Origin of the sequence: Pseudomonas sp. HAR-UPW-AIA-41 (genome assembly GCF_002304225.1) — a bacterium.
Taxonomy (GTDB): Bacteria; Pseudomonadota; Gammaproteobacteria; order Pseudomonadales; family Pseudomonadaceae; genus Aquipseudomonas.
Genome location: NZ_NSLB01000004.1, coordinates 193653 through 211316, shown reverse-complemented (window position 1 = coordinate 211316; position 17664 = coordinate 193653). Strand labels below are relative to the sequence as shown.

The window sequence follows — 17664 nt, the reverse complement described above, 5'->3', positions numbered from 1 at the left end:
AGTAAGTGGTCGGATTATAGACAGCTGTCAGTCCGCCAGCATATGACAAAGGCGGCCATTGGCCGCCTTTGTCATAACCTTTACTTCTAGCTTACGTTCAGCCTTCGCCGCGCTCGCGGGCGATGGCGCGGTAGCCGATGTCCTTGCGGTAGAAGCAACCGTTCCAGCGGATCTGCTCGGCCAGACGGTAGGCCTGCTCCTGAGCTTCGGATACCGTGCGGCCGATGGCGGTGGCGCACAGTACGCGGCCGCCGGCGGTAACGATCTGGCCGTCCTTCAGGGCAGTACCGGCATGGAAGACCTTGCCGTCGATCTTGGCGGCAGCATCCAGACCTTCGATGACGTCGCCCTTGGCGTAGTCGGCCGGGTAGCCGCCGGCCGCCAGCACCACACCCACAGTCGGGCGCGGGTCCCAGGTGGCTTCGACCTTGTCCAGCGCCTTGGCCAGGGCGGCCTCGACCAGCAGAACCAGGCTCGACTCCAGGCGGACCATGATCGGCTGGGTTTCCGGGTCGCCGAAGCGGCAGTTGAACTCGATGACTTTCGGCGCACCGCTCTTGTCGATCATCAGGCCGGCATAGAGGAAGCCGGTGTAGACGTTGCCTTCGCTGGCCATGCCGCGCACGGTCGGGTAGATCACTTCGTCCATCACACGCTGGTGCACGTCGGGGGTGACCACCGGAGCCGGCGAGTAGGCGCCCATGCCGCCGGTGTTCGGGCCGGTGTCGCCGTCGCCCACGCGCTTGTGGTCCTGGCTGGTGGCCATCGGCAGTACATTTTCGCCGTCGACCATGACGATGAAGCTGGCTTCTTCGCCGTCGAGGAACTCTTCGATCACCACGCGGGCGCCGGCGTCGCCGAAGGCGTTGCCCGACAGCATGTCGCGCACGGCCTCTTCGGCTTCGGCCAGAGTCATGGCGACGATCACGCCTTTACCGGCGGCCAGGCCGTCGGCCTTGACCACGATCGGTGCGCCCTTCTCGCGCAGGTAGGCCAGCGCCGGCTCGACTTCGGTGAAGTTCTGGTAGTCGGCAGTGGGGATCTTGTGGCGGGCCAGGAAGTCCTTGGTGAAAGCCTTGGAGCCTTCCAGCTGGGCAGCGGCGGCGGTGGGGCCGAAGATGTCCAGGCCGCGCGAACGGAACAGGTCGACCACGCCCTTCACCAGCGGCGCTTCCGGGCCGACGATGGTCAGCTGCACGTTCTTTTCGGCGAAATCGGCCAGTTGCTCGATAGCCAGCACGTCAATGGCGACGTTCTCGCACTTGGCTTCGGTGGCGGTGCCGGCGTTGCCCGGGGCGACGAAGACCTTCTCAACGCGCTTGTCCTGCGCCACTTTCCAGGCCAGGGCGTGCTCGCGGCCGCCGCTGCCGATGATCAGTACGTTCATTAGTATTGAACTCTTAGTTAGTTGCCCGAGCCGCTCTTGGCTGACTTGGTATAAATGGGGTTAAGGAAGTCGTCGACTAAACCGTCGACATCTTCTTGCAGGTCCTCTGTTGCACGTCGAGGGCGGCTGTAGAAGGTTGAGCTGCCCTTGAACACGGCATCCCCAGGAGTTGCCTGACGTTCAAGTGTCCAGCTAATCAGCGCGTAGTATTCCTCTTCGGCCTGATGCAGGCCAGTAAGCCCAACTGTCTTGGGGAAGATGACTAAGCGGTGAGTCGCGCTGCTTTCCAGTTCTTGGGTGCGGTTGAGCGTTGTGACCAGCCCCACTGGAATCATCTTTCCATAACCGTCGGTGCTGTTCTTTTCGGCAGCTGAATAACTCTGACCGAAGGTAGAGTCCTCGAACCAAAGCCAGTGCGTACGCACGCCGTGTTTGGCGAAACGATCGCTTAATGTTTTCTGAAACACCGGAAACAGCGATTCGCCTGTGTATTCGCGTCGAGCGTCGAGGAAGCTATAGATATAGATGTCCTTGACTTCTTGCGCGTTGAAGTCGCTCTTGCGTTTTTCCTCGGTGAACGATGAGTGTCCGGCGCAGCCGCTGAGGCACAGCAACAATAGGGGTATTAGATATTTGCTGAAGCGCATGATCCTTTGGCTCCTGGCTGAGCACGGCGCAGAGCATGCCTGCACCGTGCGATGAAATCATGACCTGCCAGATTATTCCGGCGAGGTCATGGACAGTTCCTTAGTGCCTGAAATGGCGCATTCCTGTGAACACCATGGCAATGCCGGCTTCATCAGCCGCATCGATCACTTCCTGGTCGCGCATCGAACCACCCGGCTGGATCACCGCGGTGATGCCGACCTTGGCGGCATTGTCGATGCCGTCGCGGAAGGGGAAGAAGGCGTCCGAGGCCATCACCGCGCCGGCAACCTGCAGACCTGCGTGTTCGGCCTTGATGGCGGCGATGCGCGCGGAGTTGACCCGCGACATCTGACCTGCGCCGACACCGATGGTCTGGCGGCCCTTGGCGTAGACGATGGCGTTGGATTTGACGAACTTGGCCACTTTCCAGGCGAACACCAGGTCGTGGATTTCCTGCTCGGTCGGCGCGCGCTTGGTCACTACCTTGAGGTCGGCGGCGGTGATCATGCCGATATCACGGCTCTGCACCAGCAGGCCACCGTTGACGCGCTTGAAGTCCCAGCCGGCGGCACGTTCGGCCGGCCACTCGCCGCATTCCAGCAGGCGCACATTGGCTTTGGCAGCGACCACGTCGCGGGCGGCCTGGGAGACTTTCGGCGCGATGATCACTTCGACGAACTGACGCTCGACGATGGCCTTGGCGGTTTCGCCGTCCAGCTCGCGGTTGAAGGCGATGATGCCGCCGAAGGCCGACTCGGTGTCGGTGGCGTAGGCCAGGTCGTAGGCCTTGCGGATGCCGCCTTCTTCATCGGTGGCCACGGCCACGCCGCACGGGTTGGCGTGCTTGACGATGACGCAGGCCGGCTTGACGAAGCTCTTCACGCACTCCAATGCGGCATCGGTGTCGGCCACGTTGTTGAACGACAGTTCCTTGCCCTGCAGCTGCACGGCGGTGGAGACGCTGGCTTCGCCGCGCTGGGCCTCGACGTAGAACGCCGCGCTCTGGTGCGGGTTCTCGCCGTAGCGCATTTCCTGGGCCTTGATGAACTGGCTGTTGAAAGTACGCGGGAAGGCGCCGCGGTCTTCGGTGGACAGGGTGTCGCGGCTCTGGTCGATGGTGCCCAGGTAGTTGGCGATCATGCCGTCGTAGGCGGCGGTGTGCTCGAAGGCCTTGAGCGCTAGGTCGAAGCGCTGGGCGTAGCTCAGGCCGCCAGCTTTCAGGCTTTCCACGATGCCGGCATAGTCGCTGGCGTTGACCACGATGGCCACGTCTTTGTGGTTTTTCGCGGCAGAGCGGACCATGGTCGGGCCGCCGATGTCGATGTTCTCGATGGCGTCGGCCAGGTCACAGCCAGGCTTGGCCACGGTGGCGGCGAAGGGGTAGAGGTTGACCGCAACCAAGTCGATCGGCTTGATGCCGTGCTCTTCCATCACCGCGCCGTCGAGGGCGCGACGGCCGAGGATGCCGCCATGGATCTTCGGGTGCAGGGTCTTGACGCGACCGTCCATCATCTCCGGGAAGCCGGTGTAGTCGGCCACTTCCACGGCGGCCACGCCGTTGTCCTTGAGCAGCTTGTAGGTGCCGCCGGTGGAGAGGATCTCGACGCCCAGGGCGACGAGTTCGCGGGCGAACTCGAGGATGCCGGTCTTGTCGGAGACGCTGATCAGGGCGCGGCGAACGGGGAGGCGGGTGGTCTGGTCGGTCATGTCACTGTCCATCAGGCGGTAAAGATCAAAAACATAAAGGGCGACCTCGGTCGAGATCGCCCTTTATGCAGGATTGGGTCAGAGCAGGTCGTACTGCTTGAGCTTCTTGCGCAGGGTGCCGCGGTTCAGGCCGAGCATTTCCGAGGCCTTGGTCTGGTTGCCCTTCACGTAATTCATCACGCTTTCCAGCAGCGGAGCTTCTACTTCGGAGAGCACCAGGTTGTACACGTCGGTGACCGACGCACCTTCCAGATGGGCGAAGTAGTTGCGCAGCGCTTTTTCCACGCTGCCGCGCAGCGTCTGACCTTCGGCGCTCGGCGCGTTCAGGTGCTGCTTCAGGTTGAGCTCATCATTCACAACTGTGGTCCCACTCGAAAAAGTCTCGTTCAACAACGTCATGCCGCCACCTCTTCTCCGTTGTTATGCCGTTCGGCAAAAAACTGCCTCACGTTGGCGCATTGTTCATCCATGCTCTCCAGTCGATTGAACTGGCTGCGGAAATCCCGCGCACCAGGCAAGCTGGCGAGGTACCAGCCGACATGCTTGCGGGCAATACGAGTGCCCATGTGTTCGCCGTAGAAGGCATGCAGTGCCGACAGGTGTTCCAGCAGAATCTGCTCCACTTCCCCCAGTTGCGGGGCCGGCAGTGGTTCGCCGGTTTCCAGGAAATGCACGATTTCGCGGAAGATCCAGGGCCGCCCCTGAGCGGCGCGGCCGATCAGCAGGGCGTCGGCGCCGGTGTGCGCGAGCACGTCACGGGCCTTGCGGGGCGAATCGATATCGCCATTGGCAAAGACCGGAATCGACACGGCCTGCTTGATCGCGGCAATGGTGTCGTACTCGGCCTCGCCGGTGTACAGGTCGGCGCGGGTCCGGCCATGCACGGCTAGCGCGCTGATGCCGGCGTCCTCGGCGATTCTGGCCACCGTCACGCCATTCTTGTTCTGCCGGTCCCAGCCGGTGCGAATCTTCAGGGTCACCGGGACATCCACTGCGCTCACCACGCTGTGAAGAATCTCCGCCACCAGTGCCTCGTCCTTCATAAGCGCCGAGCCGGCCGCCTTGTTGCACACCTTTTTCGCCGGGCAACCCATGTTGATGTCGATGATCTGCGCGCCGAGCTGAACATTGGCGCGGGCCGCCTCGGCCAGCATCTGCGGATCGCCGCCGGCAATCTGCACCGAACGGGGTTCCGGGTCACCCTCGTGGATCATGCGCAGGCTCGACTTGCGGCTGTTCCACAGGCGCACGTCACTGGTCAGCATCTCGGCCACTACCAAGCCCGCCCCCAGGCGCCGGCACAGCTGGCGAAAGGGCCTGTCGGTGACCCCGGCCATGGGCGCGAGGATCAGTTGATTGGGCAGCGTATAAGGGCCGATGCGTACCGCCGACATGTTCTTCCCTGCCTCTTGGGCCTGTTCTGCTTCAGTCGGGACTGCGAAAAAGGGTGGGCATGATACCCGCTCCGGATGAAGGGGTGAAGGCCGTTTTGAACAAATTCTGAACAATCACTGGCTTATCGCCAGTAGCATTAAAACCGGCGCCAGGCGGCGCCGATTGCCGGCTGCGGCTTATTCCGGGGAGAAGAAACTGAGGCTGTAGTTCACGGCCTTGGCGCCCGGATCGAGGATGTCCAGGGAGATGTGAATAGGCGTCTGCGGCGGCATTTCCGCCTGGCCGGCCAGTTCGCCGCCGAGGTATTCGCCGGGCTTGAAGCGACGGCTGGCCAGCAGTTGGCCGTTCATGTCGGCGAAGCGCAATTCCAGCAGTGGGAAAGGCTGGGAGAACAGGGCGCGGTTGTAGAGGATGGCATCGACCACCAGGGCGCCATTGAACTCGGGGTGGCTGCGCACCACCAGATTGCTGCTCTTGATCTGCGCCACATCGACCTTGGACGGCAGTTTGCAGCCAATCTCCGGGCACAGCTGCTCGAACCAGGGGCGGTACTGATCCTGACGGGCCAGCTCGTCGAAGTGGTAGCTCACGTACTGGCCTGCCAGAGCGCCGGCACCGATCAGGTTGAGCAGGCTCCAGCCGATCCAGCGGCCCCAGGGCTTCTTCGGCTGCTGCCAGTCGAGCTGCAACGGCTCTTCACTGAGGTTGAGCAGGCTCTCGTTGCGCAGGGCCGGCTCGCTGCGCAGGGGGGCGCTGGCGGTCAGTTCGATTTCCTCGATCCGCGCGCGCGGCGGTAGCGCGCTGAACGTGGGTTCGCGCTCGTCTTCTTCGGGCTCGCTGTCAGTCTCGTTGTCCGCCCTCAGGCGCAGCGAGCTGTCACCCTCATGTCGGCGGAAGTCCGGGTGCAGGCCGTCATCATCGTCGTCGTGCGACTCATCCTCGCCGCTCAGCGGAGTAACGGCTGGCTCAATGCGTGGCTCAGCCGCCGCAGGCGGTGTAGCAGCAGGCTCACGAGGCGTAATCCGCGGGGGCGGAGGCGCCGGGCTGGCTTTGGGGTCTTCCAGCAATTGCTCGGCCCAGCTCTCATCGTGTGGATCGCGGCGGGCGCTGAGCTGGCTGAGCAGTTGTTCCTGAGGTTTTGGCGCCCGCTCCACGGCGAGGAAGTCACGGGAGAGCTGCTGCTCTTCCTCTTCCAGGCGTGCCAGCTCTTCGTCGAGGTTGAGTGCGTCGAGGTCGAGATCGTCGTGAATCCACAGGGTGTCGTCACTGATCTTCTTGGGCGATGCTGATGCCGGAGCCGGAGCCGGAGCCGGAGCCGGAGCCGGAGCCGGAGCCGGAGCCGGAGCTGTGGCTGGACGCGCTGAGCTGGCTGTGGCGCTGCTGGCCGCAATGGGCGTGTCGGTTCTTGGCTTGACGGTTGCCGGTGTCGGCGTCGGCGCCGCTGGGCGTACAACGGATGCGGTCGGTGCGGTGCGGCTTGGTGTCTGCTCCCCCAGCAGATGCTGGGCGGCATTGAACACCTGCATGCAGGCACCACAGCGCACGGCGCCATGGGCAGCGCCAAGCTGGGCGCTGCTCACGCGGAAACTGGTGCGGCAGTGTGGGCACTGGGTGACAAAGCTGTCGGTCATGCGGCTGTCCCTATCAAGCTGGGCGCTAGTCTAACCAAAAGCCGCTCAGCGGCGCACGCCGCTGATACGAACCCAGCCGTCCTGTACCGCGGTCGGGTCCAGCTCGAACAGCTCGGCGTAGGCGGCGCGTACCTCCTCGGCCTGCTCGGCGAGGATGCCGGACAGGGCCAGACGGCCACCGGGACGGACATGGGCGCTGATGGTCGGTGCCAACTGCACCAGTGGGCCGGCGAGGATATTGGCCACCACCACGTCGTAGGTGCCGGCCGGCATGTCGCCCGGCAGGTAGAGCGGGAAACGCTCGGCGGCGATGCCGTTGCGCGAGGCGTTGTCGCGCGAAGCCTCCAGAGCCTGCGGGTCGATGTCGGTGCCGACGGCGCGCTCAGCGCCCAGCAGCAGTGCGGCAATGGCCAGAATGCCCGAGCCGCAGCCGAAATCCAGCACGCTGCAGCCGTCTAGCGCCTGGCCGTCGAGCCACTGCAGGCACAGCGAGGTGGTCGGGTGGGTGCCGGTGCCGAAGGCCAGGCCCGGATCAAGCAGCAGATTGACGGCCTGAGGTTCCGGCGCCTCGTGCCAGCTGGGCACAATCCACAGGCGCTGACCGAAGTGCATGGGCTGGAAGTTGTCCATCCAGCTGCGCTCCCAGTCCTGATCTTCGATGCGCTCAATCTGGTGCTCGGGCAGGTCGCCGCCGGTCAGCAGTTGCAGGTGTGCTACCAGATTGGCCGGATCGGTGTCGGCTTCGAACAGGGCCAGCAGGTGGGTGTGCGACCACAGCGGGGTGGTCCCCAGATCCGGCTCGAAAATCGGCTGATCCTCGGCATCCATGAAGGTGACAGACACGGCGCCGACTTCCAGCAGGGCGTCTTCGTAGGTTTCTGCCTGTTCCGGAGTAATGGCAAGACGAACTTGTAACCAGGGCATGGCAGACCTCGAAGACGCAGAAAATGGGGCTTGGACGAAAAGGCGGCAAGCTTACTTGAGGGGCGCAGCCGGCACAAACGACAAGGGCTGCCGGTTGGCAGCCCTTGTCGGTGGCGGAGCAGGCTCAGTGCTTGTCCATGCCGAGTTTCTTTTCCAGGTAGTGGATGTTGATGCCACCCTTGCAGAAACCCTTGTCGCGAACTAGGTCGCGGTGCAGCGGGATGTTGGTCTTGATCCCGTCGACCACGATCTCGTCGAGAGCATTGCGCATGCGCGCCATGGCTTCGTCGCGATCCTTGCCATAGGCAATCAGCTTGCCGATCAGCGAGTCGTAGTTCGGCGGAACCACATAGTCGCTGTAGACATGCGAGTCGACGCGGATGCCGTTGCCGCCCGGGGCGTGGTAGTGCTTGATCTTGCCGGGGCTGGGCATGAAGTTGTCCGGGTCTTCGGCGTTGATCCGGCACTCCAGGGCATGGCCGCGGATGACCACATCTTCCTGCTTGATCGACAGCTTGGCGCCACCGGCGATGCGCAGCATCTCCTTGACGATATCGACGCCGGTTACCATTTCGGTGACCGGGTGCTCGACCTGCACGCGGGTGTTCATCTCGATGAAGTAGAAGCGGCCGTCTTCATAGAGAAACTCGAAGGTGCCGGCGCCGCGGTAGCCGATCTCGATGCAGGCATCGACGCAGCGCTTGAGCACTTCGGCGCGGGCCTTTTCATCAATGCCCGGGGCAGGGGCTTCTTCCAGAACCTTCTGGTGGCGGCGCTGCAGCGAACAGTCGCGGTCACCCAGGTGGATGGCGTTGCCCTGGCCGTCGGAGAGTACCTGCACTTCGACGTGACGCGGGTTTACCAGGAATTTTTCCAGATAGACCATCTCGTTGCCGAACGCAGCGCCGGCCTCGGTGCGGGTCAGGCGTGCCGATTTGATCAGGTCTTCTTCCTTGTGCACCACGCGCATGCCGCGACCACCACCGCCACCGGCGGCCTTGATGATCACCGGATAGCCCACTTCGCGGGCAATGCGCAGCGCTTCTTCTTCGTCTTCCGGCAGCGGGCCGTCAGAGCCCGGTACTACCGGCACGCCCGACTTGATCATGGCTTCCTTGGCAGAGACCTTGTCGCCCATCAGGCGGATCACGTCGGCAGTGGGGCCGATAAAGGCAAAGCCGGATTTCTCTACCTGCTCGGCAAAGTCGGCGTTTTCGGCGAGGAAGCCGTAGCCCGGGTGAATGGCCGTGGCGCCGGTTACTTCGGCCGCGGCGATGATCGCCGGGATATTCAGGTAGGACTTGGCCGCCGGGGCCGGGCCAATGCACACCGACTCATCGGCGAGCGACAGGTGCATCAGCTCGCGGTCGGCGGTGGAGTGCACAGCTACCGTCTTGATGCCCAGCTCTTTGCAGGCGCGCAGAATGCGCAGGGCGATCTCGCCACGGTTGGCAATCAGGACTTTTTCCAGCATCGCAGGCTCCCGCGAATCAGACGATGGTGAACAGCGGCTGGTCGTATTCCACCGGCTGGCCGTTGTCGACCAGGATGGATTCGATCACGCCACTGCTCTCGGCCTCGATGTGGTTCATCATCTTCATGGCTTCGACGATGCAGAGGATGTCGCCTTTCTTCACGCTCTGGCCCACTTCGGCAAAGTTGGCCGAGGTCGGCGAGGCGGCGCGGTAGAAGGTGCCGACCATCGGCGAACGCACCACGCTGCCGTTCAGCTTGGCGGCGGCCGGCGCTGCTGCTTCGGCTGCCGGTGCGGCGGCAACAGGAGCGGCTGGTGCGGCGGCCGGGGCAGGCGCGGCAGCATATACCGGCTGCTGCACAAAGGCCTGCTTGCTGTGGCGGCTGATGCGGACGGACTCTTCGCCTTCGCGAATCTCCAGTTCGTCGATGCCGGATTCTTCCAGCAGTTCGATCAGTTTCTTGACTTTGCGAATATCCATAAAGGTCACTCCCGGTGAGGTCAGGGGCGTTGAAGTTGTTCGATTGCGGCTTCCAGGGCGAGGCGGTAGCCAGTGGCCCCGAGCCCGCAGATCACTCCCACGGCAACGTCCGAGAAGTAGGAGTGATGACGGAAAGGTTCGCGTTTGTGCACGTTCGACAGGTGCACTTCGATGAATGGGATGCTCACTGCGAGCAATGCGTCACGTAGGGCGACGCTGGTGTGGGTAAAAGCCGCCGGATTGATCAGGATGAAGTCGACGCCTTCACTGCGCGCAGCATGGATGCGCTCGATCAGTTCGTACTCGGCATTGCTCTGCAGATAGAGCAGGTGATGACCCGCTTCGCGGGCGCGCTGCTCCAGATCGAGGTTGATCTGCTCCAGGGTGGTGGAGCCGTACTTGTCGGGCTCGCGGGTGCCCAGCAGGTTCAGATTGGGGCCGTGCAGCACCAGAAAGGTGGCCATGTGTCGTTGTCCTTCTTATTGGCAGCCAGCCTGGCAGCGCGCGCCAGTCCGTCATGGAATGGCGCGACTATGCCGAAAGACGCCTAAGTTGTCAGCAGTTGTCGACACGATGCCTGCCGATTACGGCAATTGCATGACGCTTGGCTCAGCGTTTACTGGCCGCAGCCTGCAGGCGCCGGGCGAACTCCGGCGCATCGACTTCACCTACGACACGCAAATCCCGCCATTCGTCACCGTTGGGTGCGAAAAACAGGATGGCGGGCGGACCGAACAGCTGATAGCCATCGAGCAGGGCGCGTTGTTTGGCGTTGCTGGCGCTTATATCGAAGCGGATCAGGCGGTAGCCGCCCAGTTGCGCGGTCACTTCGGGGGCGTTCAGCACTTCGCGTTCGATCACCTTGCAGCTGATGCACCAGTCGGCGTACCAGTCGAGCAGCAGCGGCAGCTTGGCGGCCTTGGCGGCCGCCAGCGCGGTGCTCAGCTCGGCCGGCGTGGTGATGGTTTGCCAGTGTTCGGCTTTGGTCGCGGGGCTGTTGGTCGCGTTTGGGCCGAGCGTGCCCAGTGGGCGCAGCGGATCGGTTTCGCCGCGCAGGGCGCCGACCCAGGTGGCGATGGCATAAACCAGCAGCATCAGCCCCAGCAGCTGGGCCAGCTTCTGCCGGTGGGTTTTCAGGGTGAATTCGAGGGCGCCCAGCCACAGTGCCACGCCGGCCGCCAGTACGCCCCACAGTGCCAGGCTCAGTGAGGCTGGCAGCACGCGCTCCAGCAGCCACAGGGCCACCGCCAGCAGCAGCACGCCAAAGGTATTGCGCACGGTCACCATCCAGGCGCCGGACTTGGGCAGCAGGGTGCCGCCGCCAGTGGCGAACAGCACCAGCGGGGTCCCCATGCCCATGCCCAGCAGGAACAGCTTGAGGCCGCCGCCCAGAGCATCGCCACTGGCACTGATGTAGAGCAGGGCACCGGCCAGCGGGGCTGACACGCAGGGGCTGACCAGCAGGCTGGAGAGCACGCCAAGCAGGGCGGCGCCCCACAGCGAGCCACCACGGGTATTGCCGGCCAGACGGTCGAGCGGCGCGCTGAGGAAATGTGGCAGGCGCAGTTCGTACAGGCCGAACATGGCCAGCGCGAACGCGGCAAAGAAGGCAGCGAAAGGAATCAGCACCCAGGGCGACTGCAGGCGGGCCTGCAGGTTGAGCTCGGCGCCGAACAGGCCCATCAGAGCGCCGAGCACGGCAAAGCTGGCGGCCATGGCGATGACATAGGTCAGCGACAGACTGAAGCCGCGCAGGCCGCCGATTTGTCCGCGCAATACCACGCCCGAGAGGATCGGCAGCATGGGCAGCACGCAGGGAGTGAAGGTCAAACCGAGGCCGGCGAGGAAGAACAGCAGCAGCTCATGCCAGTTCAGCGCGGTTTGGGTTGCGCTGCTGTCGGTGGGGGAGTTGTCAGACGTCGCGTCTGTGGTCGCCGGGATGCTTCCGGCAGCAGCCGGGATAGGCAGGCGTGCGGTTTCTGGCGGATAGCACAGCCCCTTGTCGGCGCAGCCTGGTAGGTCAGCAGCAGGGTAAAGGCCTGATTGTTTCCAGCCGGCAGCGGCACTTCCAGATCGAGCACGCCGTAGTAGACCTCGACATCGCCGAAATACTCATCCTGCTTGTGCTTGCCCGCAGGCAGCTGCAGTTCACCGAGGGCAATGCCGGCGGGCTCGCTCTTGACGCTGAAACGGTGACGGTAGAGGTAATAGCCTTCGGCATTGACGAAGCGCAGCTTGACGGAGCTGGCCGTGCGCTCGACCAGGCTCGGTACAAAGGCTTCGGCGACCGGCAGGAAGTCGCGGCTGTTGTTCAGCGGTGCGCCCAACTCGGCAGAGGGGCGCGGATCAAACAGGTTGGCGCTGACGGGCAGGCACAGTAACAGGAGCAGGAGCGGCAACAGGCGGCGCATGGACAGTCTCGAAACTGCAGAAAGCCGCCATCATAACGGAGCCGCCTGCCGCCTGCAGGCTCCGCCTGCAAGCGGTTGTTTCGCCAGTGCCAGCGGTCAGACCTGAAAGGCCTGCACGGCGGTGCGCAGCTCTCCGCTGAGATTTTGCAGCTGGGCGCCTTGCTGGCGGCTGGCGCTGATGTGCTGCAGGTTGTCGCCACCCAGCTGATGGATGCGCTGGCTGTGTCCGCGGATCTCGCTGGCGGCGCGCCCTGCTGGGCGGTGGCTTCGGCGATGCGCGAGGCATTCTCGGCGATGGTGCGGATGGCCTTGACCACCTCGTCCAGCGCGCCGTCGGCACTGGCCGCCTGCTGAGCGGTACTGCTGGCCTGTTCGACCTGAATGCGCATGGCGTCCACCGACTGGCGAGCGGCCTGCTGCAGGCGGTCGATCAGTTGCTGGATCTCGCTGGTGGCCAGGGTGGTGCGCTGAGCCAGCGAGCGGACCTCCTCGGCGACCACAGCGAAGCCGCGGCCCATCTCGCCGGCACGGGCCGCCTCGATAGCGGCATTGAGGGCCAGCAGGTTGGTTTGCTCGGCCACGCCGCGAATCACGGTGAGCACCTGTTCGATGGCGGCGGTTTCGCCGGCCAGTTGCTCGATGGACTGGGCATTGCCCTGTACCTGTTCGACCAGTTGGTAGAGGCCGGCCAGGCTCTGGCTGATCACCTGCTGACTGTGCAGGGCGGCACGGTCGGCCTCCTGGCTGGCCTGCGCGGTCTGGCTGGCATCGCTGGCGACCTGCTGGATGGTCTGCTCCAGATCGCCAAGGGCGTCGCGGATCTGTGCTGTATCGGCGACCTGACGCTCGGCACCCTGATGCAGACCGTCACTCAGGTGCGCCAGGCTGTGACTGCTGCCGGCGACCTGCTCGGCATGCAGGCGAATGCTGCCAACCAGCCCGACCAGATAGTCGCGCAGCTGGTTGAGGGAGTCTTCGATGGCGCGCATTTCGGTGGTCTGAGCCTGCAGGCCGACGCTCTGGCCGAAATGCCCGGCGGCCCAGTTCGACAGTTGTGGAACCAGACGCTCCAGAACGCGGGTCAGGCGGCGCTGCAAGGTATCGATGCTGATGGCAATGAGCAGGAGCAGGGCGATCACACCGCCCTGCAGCAGGCGAACCTCGCTCTGGATGCGCTGATGTTCACTGCGTACGGCAGGCTCCAGTGCCGCCAGTGCCTGTTGCAGGTTGTCGATCCGTTCGCGGCTGGCGTCGGCCAGGTCGTTGCGCGCGGTAATCAGCTGGCGGGTCCGTTCTAGCTCCGCGGGGTAGCGCTGAACCAGCGCCGCCAGCTCATGCTTGAGGGCGATGCCCTGGTCGCTGGCAGGCTTTTCTTGTTCGTCGGCCAGTCCGAGCATCGCCGCGAACTCGTTGCCGCTGGATTCCTCCAGTACGCCGAGCAATGGCAGGGCTTCGAGGTCGCGGCTCAGCTGTTCGAGCAGTTTGAGTGAGCGCTGCACTTCGGCCAGTTGCTGGCTCTGGCCCTGGCTGACGTACTGTTCGCGCTGGTGCGCCAGTTGCAGCAGCAGTTGGCCGCCGCGCTGCAGGGGCTCGCCGTAGCGTGGTGCATCCGGGTGGGTGCTGGCGGCCATATAGCGGCCCAGCTGGCTGAGGCTGCCGGCCATCTCCCGCTCGGCCTGGAGAAGCAAGCCCTGAGCATTGCCGGAGAGTTTGCCGGCTGCCAGTAGTTCATTGGCGCTGAACTGCTGTAGTTGCTCAAGCTGGCTACGAACACCAGTTTGCAGCTCAACTGGCAGCGCATCCAGATCGCTGCCCAGCTGTTCGATGGCGCGCGTGGCAGCCTGGTGACGCAGGGCGTCGCCGCTGCGCAGGTATGCCTGGATGTTGTCGGCGACTTCCTGCTGGAAGCGCTGCGACAGATTGAGGTAGCGACTCATCAGCTGATAGGGCTGCTGCAGCGCCTGTTGCGACCACCAGAGGGTCGCGCCCAATGCGGCGCAGGCGGTAATCAGCAAAACCGTGGTGAGGTTAGTCAGGGTTTTGAGGCGCATGGCGTGGTACCGCGATTGTGAATTTCTTCACGCAATTTATGGCGGTACCGTTGCGGTTTTATGACAGTGCGGGCTCGTCCTGAAAGATCGATACGCGGTTTCGTCCGCCATGTTTGCTGACATAGAGCGCTTCGTCAGCACGTTTGGAGAGGGCTTTGGAGTCGAGACCGATTTCCAGTTCGGCAATGCCACTGCTGAAGGTGCAGTGCAGGTCCTGCTGACCAGCGGGAAAGTGAATCTCAGCAAAACGCTGGCGAATTTCATCGAGTATTCGCCAAGCCGTTTGCTTGTCCGTATCGGGCAGCACGACGGCAAACTCTTCGCCACCGTAGCGACCGATGTGATCGGTCTTGCGCAGGCGCTGCTTGAGGAACAGTGCCAGACTCTTGATCACGCGATCGCCCATGGGGTGTCCGTGAGTGTCGTTGACCTTCTTGAAATGGTCGATATCGAGCATGGCAAAACTGACCGGGGTGCCGCTGCGCAGGCCACGGCGACAGGCATCTTCCAGCAGTTGCAGTGTATGGGTGTGGTTGTACAGTCCGGTCAGGCTGTCACGCACCATACGCGCCTTGAGGCTGCGGGCGCGGGCGGCGCGGGTACGCACGGTGGCAATCAGGTGACGTGGCTTGATCGGTTTGGTGAGGAAGTCGTCGCCGCCTTCGCTCATTGCATCAAGTTGTTTGTCCAGGTCTTCCTCTGCCGAAAGGAAGATGATCGGCACGCTGACATGGCGTTCATGCTGTCGAATAACCTTGGCCAGCTCGGGGCCCTGACAGTCAGGCATATACATGTCGAGGATGATCAGGTCAGGCTGGAACTCTGCCAGCACATCGAGAGTTTCGATCGGGTTGTTCAGCGTGCGGGTAATGATGCCGGCGCTGTTGAGCACCATCTCGGCGTGGGTCGATTGCGCGCGTGAGTCGTCCACCACCAGTACGCGGAACGGGTCGTCATGGGTGCTGTGAGTCAACTGCTCGATACGCTCGAGCAGGCTGGATGCGTCGACACTGCCGCAGAAAAAATCCTCCCCGCCTACGCGGATTGCGGCCAGGCGGGTTGGTGTGTCGGCTTCGGTATCACTGCAGAACAGCACCGGCAGGCGATTTTCCTGGTCGTTCTGTAATTCCTGAACGATGGACACGCCCTGCTGGGCACCACTGAAATCAAGGTCGATAAGCAGGGCCGCCGGGCGCCGTTCCTCACAGGCAGCGAGCAGAGCCTCGCGGGTTGAGCAGCCGATCGCGTTAAGCCCGAAGGAGTGCAACTGCTGAACCAGTCGCTCACAGCGTTCCAAGTCCTGCAGGGCCAGATAAACAGGCTTGCGCAGGGCCGGGAGGGCGATCTGTTCGAGCTGGTCGCCATGGCGCAGGCCGGTGCGGGACAGGCGTTGCATCAGCTGGCTGAGCTCGCTGATCAGATCGCTGGACAGGCGGCCGCGATTGGCGCGTACGCCTTCCACGCATTGCTGAATGGCATGTGCCAGCTGGCTGTGGCCAACTTGCTCGAAGCGTTCTGCATAGCGCAGCAGGCGGAGGCTGGCATCATCCAGCTCGGCCAGCGTGGCGGCATTCCATTCTGTGCGCTGCAGTCGCTGCCAGACTTCCAGCACCTGACGCGCCTGATTGGTCACTCGCTGGGCGAAGTGATGCTTTAGGCGGTCGCGGGACGGGTCGTCTTGTTCGGACATGGGGCGCATACAGGCGCTCGGATGGCAATGATGGCAGCATGCTAGCACTTGTTTGGCGCCAATAAACTACCGCCTGTCATTGGCTGCTGTCCTTCCATCCCGCCTTCCATCCTGGATCAGCGCCGGCCCTAAGTTTGTCGGTCAACGCTGCCGCCTGTGGCGTGCATCCCTTATAGTGAAGCCAGCGTCGCCACAAGCGACTCATTCTTTTCATGCAAGTGATTGAAGGAATTGCTCATGCTGGACTGGAAGAAACGCAGCGAAGAGGTTCGTGGACGGGTGGATGATTCGGTCGAGGACGTGCAGAGCTACCTGGGTGGCCTGTGGGTCAGTCGGGCGCTGGGTACCCTCCTGGCCATTTACCTGCTGGGGGCTTTGATTGTCGGCTGGTACTGGAGCCAGGAGCCAGCGCTGTTCCCGGTGCAGCAGAATGCCCAGGCCGCGGCGGAAAAGGCCCAGCGCGAGCTGGTGCGCGGTTACACCACGGTGGAAACCCTGAAGACCGTGGCAAGCACCCTGTTGGACAAGCCGGGTGGCTACCTGTCCAACGACCTCGCTCCGCCGGGTATCTGGCTGGACAATATGCCGAGCTGGGAGTACGGCGTGCTGGTGCAGGTGCGTGATATGTCCCGTGCTCTGCGCAAGGACTTTGCCCGTTCCCAGTCGCAGTCCACCGAGGATCCGAACCTGGGCAAGGCCGAGCCGCGTTTCCACTTTGACAACAAGAGCTGGGCGCTGCCGGCTTCCGAGGCTGAATACCGCCTGGGCATTGGTTCTCTGGACCGTTACCTGGCGCAGCTGGTTGATCCTGCCCAGGGCAATGCGCAGTTCTATGCCCGCGCCGACAACCTCAACAACTGGCTGGGCGATGTGGCTACCCGTCTTGGCTCGCTGTCCCAGCGTCTGTCGGCCAGCGTTGGCCGCGTGCGTCTGAATACTGATCTGTCGGATGACCAACTGGCGACCGGAGCCAATCCAGGACAGGTTCGTGAGGAAATGATCGAAACGCCCTGGCTGCAGATCGATAACGTGTTCTACGAGGCCCGTGGTCAGGCCTGGGCGCTGTCGCATCTGCTGCGCGCTGTTGAGGTCGACTTCGGTGACGTACTGGCGAAGAAGAACGCCACTGTCAGCCTGCGTCAGATCATCCGTGAGCTGGAGGCCACTCAGGAGCCGATGTGGAGCCCGATGATCCTCAATGGCGACGGTTTCGGTGTGCTGGCCAACCACTCGCTGGTGATGGCCAACTACATCTCCCGCGCCAACGCGGCGATTCTGGATCTGCGCACCTTGCTGAGCCAGGGCTGATGAACAACTGGTCGCCCGCCGAGGCTGCGCACCGCGCGGCCTCGGATGCCGAGCTGATTGCCTGGGTCGACGAGCAGGACGGTCTGCTAGGTGCCTTGCCGCGTGCCGAGCTGCGCCAGCGCGGGTTGATCGGGCGTGGTACCTTCATCCTGCTGTTCAACAGCGTGGGCGAGCTGTGTGTGCACCGCCGGGCGCTAAGCAAGGCGATCTATCCCGGTTACTGGGATGTGGCGGCAGGTGGCATGGTTCAGGCCGACGAGGACTATGCCCTGTCGGCTTCCCGCGAGCTGGAGGAAGAGCTGGGCGTGGCGGGTGTGCCGCTACGCGAGCATGGCCGCTTTTTCTTCGATCAGCCGGACAACCGTCTGTGGTGTGCAGTGTTTTCCGCTGTGTGGGACGGTCCGCTGCGACTGCAGCCTGAGGAAGTGCTGGAGGCCGGCTTCCTGGAGCCGACGCAGGTACTCAGCTGGACTGGTGAGCGGCCGGTGTGCCCTGACTCGCTGGTGGCGCTCCAGCATTACCTGAGTGCTACAAGTACGAACTAGTGTGTCGCCGGA

General features: G+C 63.4%; 14 protein-coding genes and 1 pseudogene. 2 read left to right on the top strand and 13 right to left on the bottom strand.

All coding sequences use genetic code 11. The features are described from left to right. Nucleotides 1-97: 97 nt before the first annotated feature. The 13 genes and pseudogenes from purD to CK486_RS10145 all read right to left on the bottom strand — a co-directional run bounded on the left by purD (nucleotide 98) and on the right by CK486_RS10145 (nucleotide 15799). On the bottom strand, nucleotides 98-1387 hold the full coding sequence (gene purD, locus CK486_RS10205; protein ID WP_095940188.1) for a phosphoribosylamine--glycine ligase: 1290 nt from the start codon (nucleotides 1385-1387) through the stop codon (nucleotides 98-100). A gap of 17 nt (nucleotides 1388-1404) precedes the next feature. Further along, entirely contained in the window at nucleotides 1405-2034 is a 630-nt protein-coding gene (locus tag CK486_RS10200) for a hypothetical protein (RefSeq protein ID WP_095940187.1), read from the bottom strand. Nucleotides 2035-2134: 100 nt separating this feature from the next. Continuing rightward, nucleotides 2135-3742 (bottom strand): bifunctional phosphoribosylaminoimidazolecarboxamide formyltransferase/IMP cyclohydrolase, encoded by a 1608-nt coding sequence (gene purH, locus CK486_RS10195; RefSeq protein WP_095940186.1) that lies wholly within the window; start codon nucleotides 3740-3742, stop codon nucleotides 2135-2137. A gap of 78 nt (nucleotides 3743-3820) precedes the next feature. Then, a complete protein-coding gene (gene fis / locus CK486_RS10190; RefSeq protein WP_095940185.1) occupies nucleotides 3821-4141 on the bottom strand; it encodes a DNA-binding transcriptional regulator Fis in 321 nt (106 codons plus the stop codon). After that, nucleotides 4138-5136: a tRNA dihydrouridine synthase DusB gene (gene dusB, locus CK486_RS10185; protein WP_095940184.1), complete on the bottom strand. Its 999-nt coding sequence runs from the start codon at nucleotides 5134-5136 to the stop codon at nucleotides 4138-4140. The genes fis and dusB overlap by 4 nt, the downstream gene beginning before the upstream one ends. A 177-nt stretch (nucleotides 5137-5313) precedes the next feature. Further along, nucleotides 5314-6768: a DUF3426 domain-containing protein gene (locus tag CK486_RS10180; RefSeq protein WP_095940183.1), complete on the bottom strand. Its 1455-nt coding sequence runs from the start codon at nucleotides 6766-6768 to the stop codon at nucleotides 5314-5316. Between the two features lie 45 nt (nucleotides 6769-6813). Next, nucleotides 6814-7692: a 50S ribosomal protein L11 methyltransferase gene (prmA, locus tag CK486_RS10175; protein ID WP_095940182.1), complete on the bottom strand. Its 879-nt coding sequence runs from the start codon at nucleotides 7690-7692 to the stop codon at nucleotides 6814-6816. A 124-nt stretch (nucleotides 7693-7816) separates the two neighbouring features. Continuing rightward, the gene (gene accC, locus CK486_RS10170; protein ID WP_095940181.1) at nucleotides 7817-9166 is read right to left on the bottom strand and encodes an acetyl-CoA carboxylase biotin carboxylase subunit; all 1350 of its coding nucleotides are present in this window, start codon (nucleotides 9164-9166) and stop codon (nucleotides 7817-7819) included. A gap of 16 nt (nucleotides 9167-9182) precedes the next feature. Then, nucleotides 9183-9647 (bottom strand): acetyl-CoA carboxylase biotin carboxyl carrier protein, encoded by a 465-nt coding sequence (gene accB, locus CK486_RS10165; RefSeq protein ID WP_095940180.1) that lies wholly within the window; start codon nucleotides 9645-9647, stop codon nucleotides 9183-9185. A 20-nt stretch (nucleotides 9648-9667) separates the two neighbouring features. Then, nucleotides 9668-10111, bottom strand: coding sequence for a type II 3-dehydroquinate dehydratase (aroQ, locus tag CK486_RS10160; RefSeq protein WP_095940179.1), 444 nt, complete (start codon nucleotides 10109-10111; stop codon nucleotides 9668-9670). 145 nt (nucleotides 10112-10256) lie between these two features. Then, nucleotides 10257-12058 (bottom strand): annotated as a pseudogene (dsbD, locus tag CK486_RS10155) (protein-disulfide reductase DsbD). After that, a complete protein-coding gene (locus tag CK486_RS18500) occupies nucleotides 11959-13047 on the bottom strand; it encodes a methyl-accepting chemotaxis protein (RefSeq protein WP_371915498.1) in 1089 nt (362 codons plus the stop codon). Before CK486_RS18500 ends, dsbD begins: the two are co-directional and overlap by 100 nt. 1120 nt (nucleotides 13048-14167) lie before the next feature. Further along, nucleotides 14168-15799 (bottom strand): PleD family two-component system response regulator, encoded by a 1632-nt coding sequence (locus CK486_RS10145; protein ID WP_095940352.1) that lies wholly within the window; start codon nucleotides 15797-15799, stop codon nucleotides 14168-14170. A gap of 237 nt (nucleotides 15800-16036) precedes the next feature. Between CK486_RS10145 and CK486_RS10140 the strand changes: the two genes are divergently transcribed. Then, entirely contained in the window at nucleotides 16037-17107 is a 1071-nt protein-coding gene (locus tag CK486_RS10140; protein WP_095940178.1) for a DUF2333 family protein, read from the top strand. Further along, complete coding sequence (locus CK486_RS10135) at nucleotides 17107-17652, top strand: NUDIX hydrolase (RefSeq protein WP_095940177.1); 546 nt, start codon at nucleotides 17107-17109, stop codon at nucleotides 17650-17652. Before CK486_RS10140 ends, CK486_RS10135 begins: the two co-directional genes overlap by 1 nt. Nucleotides 17653-17664: the final 12 nt, after the last annotated feature.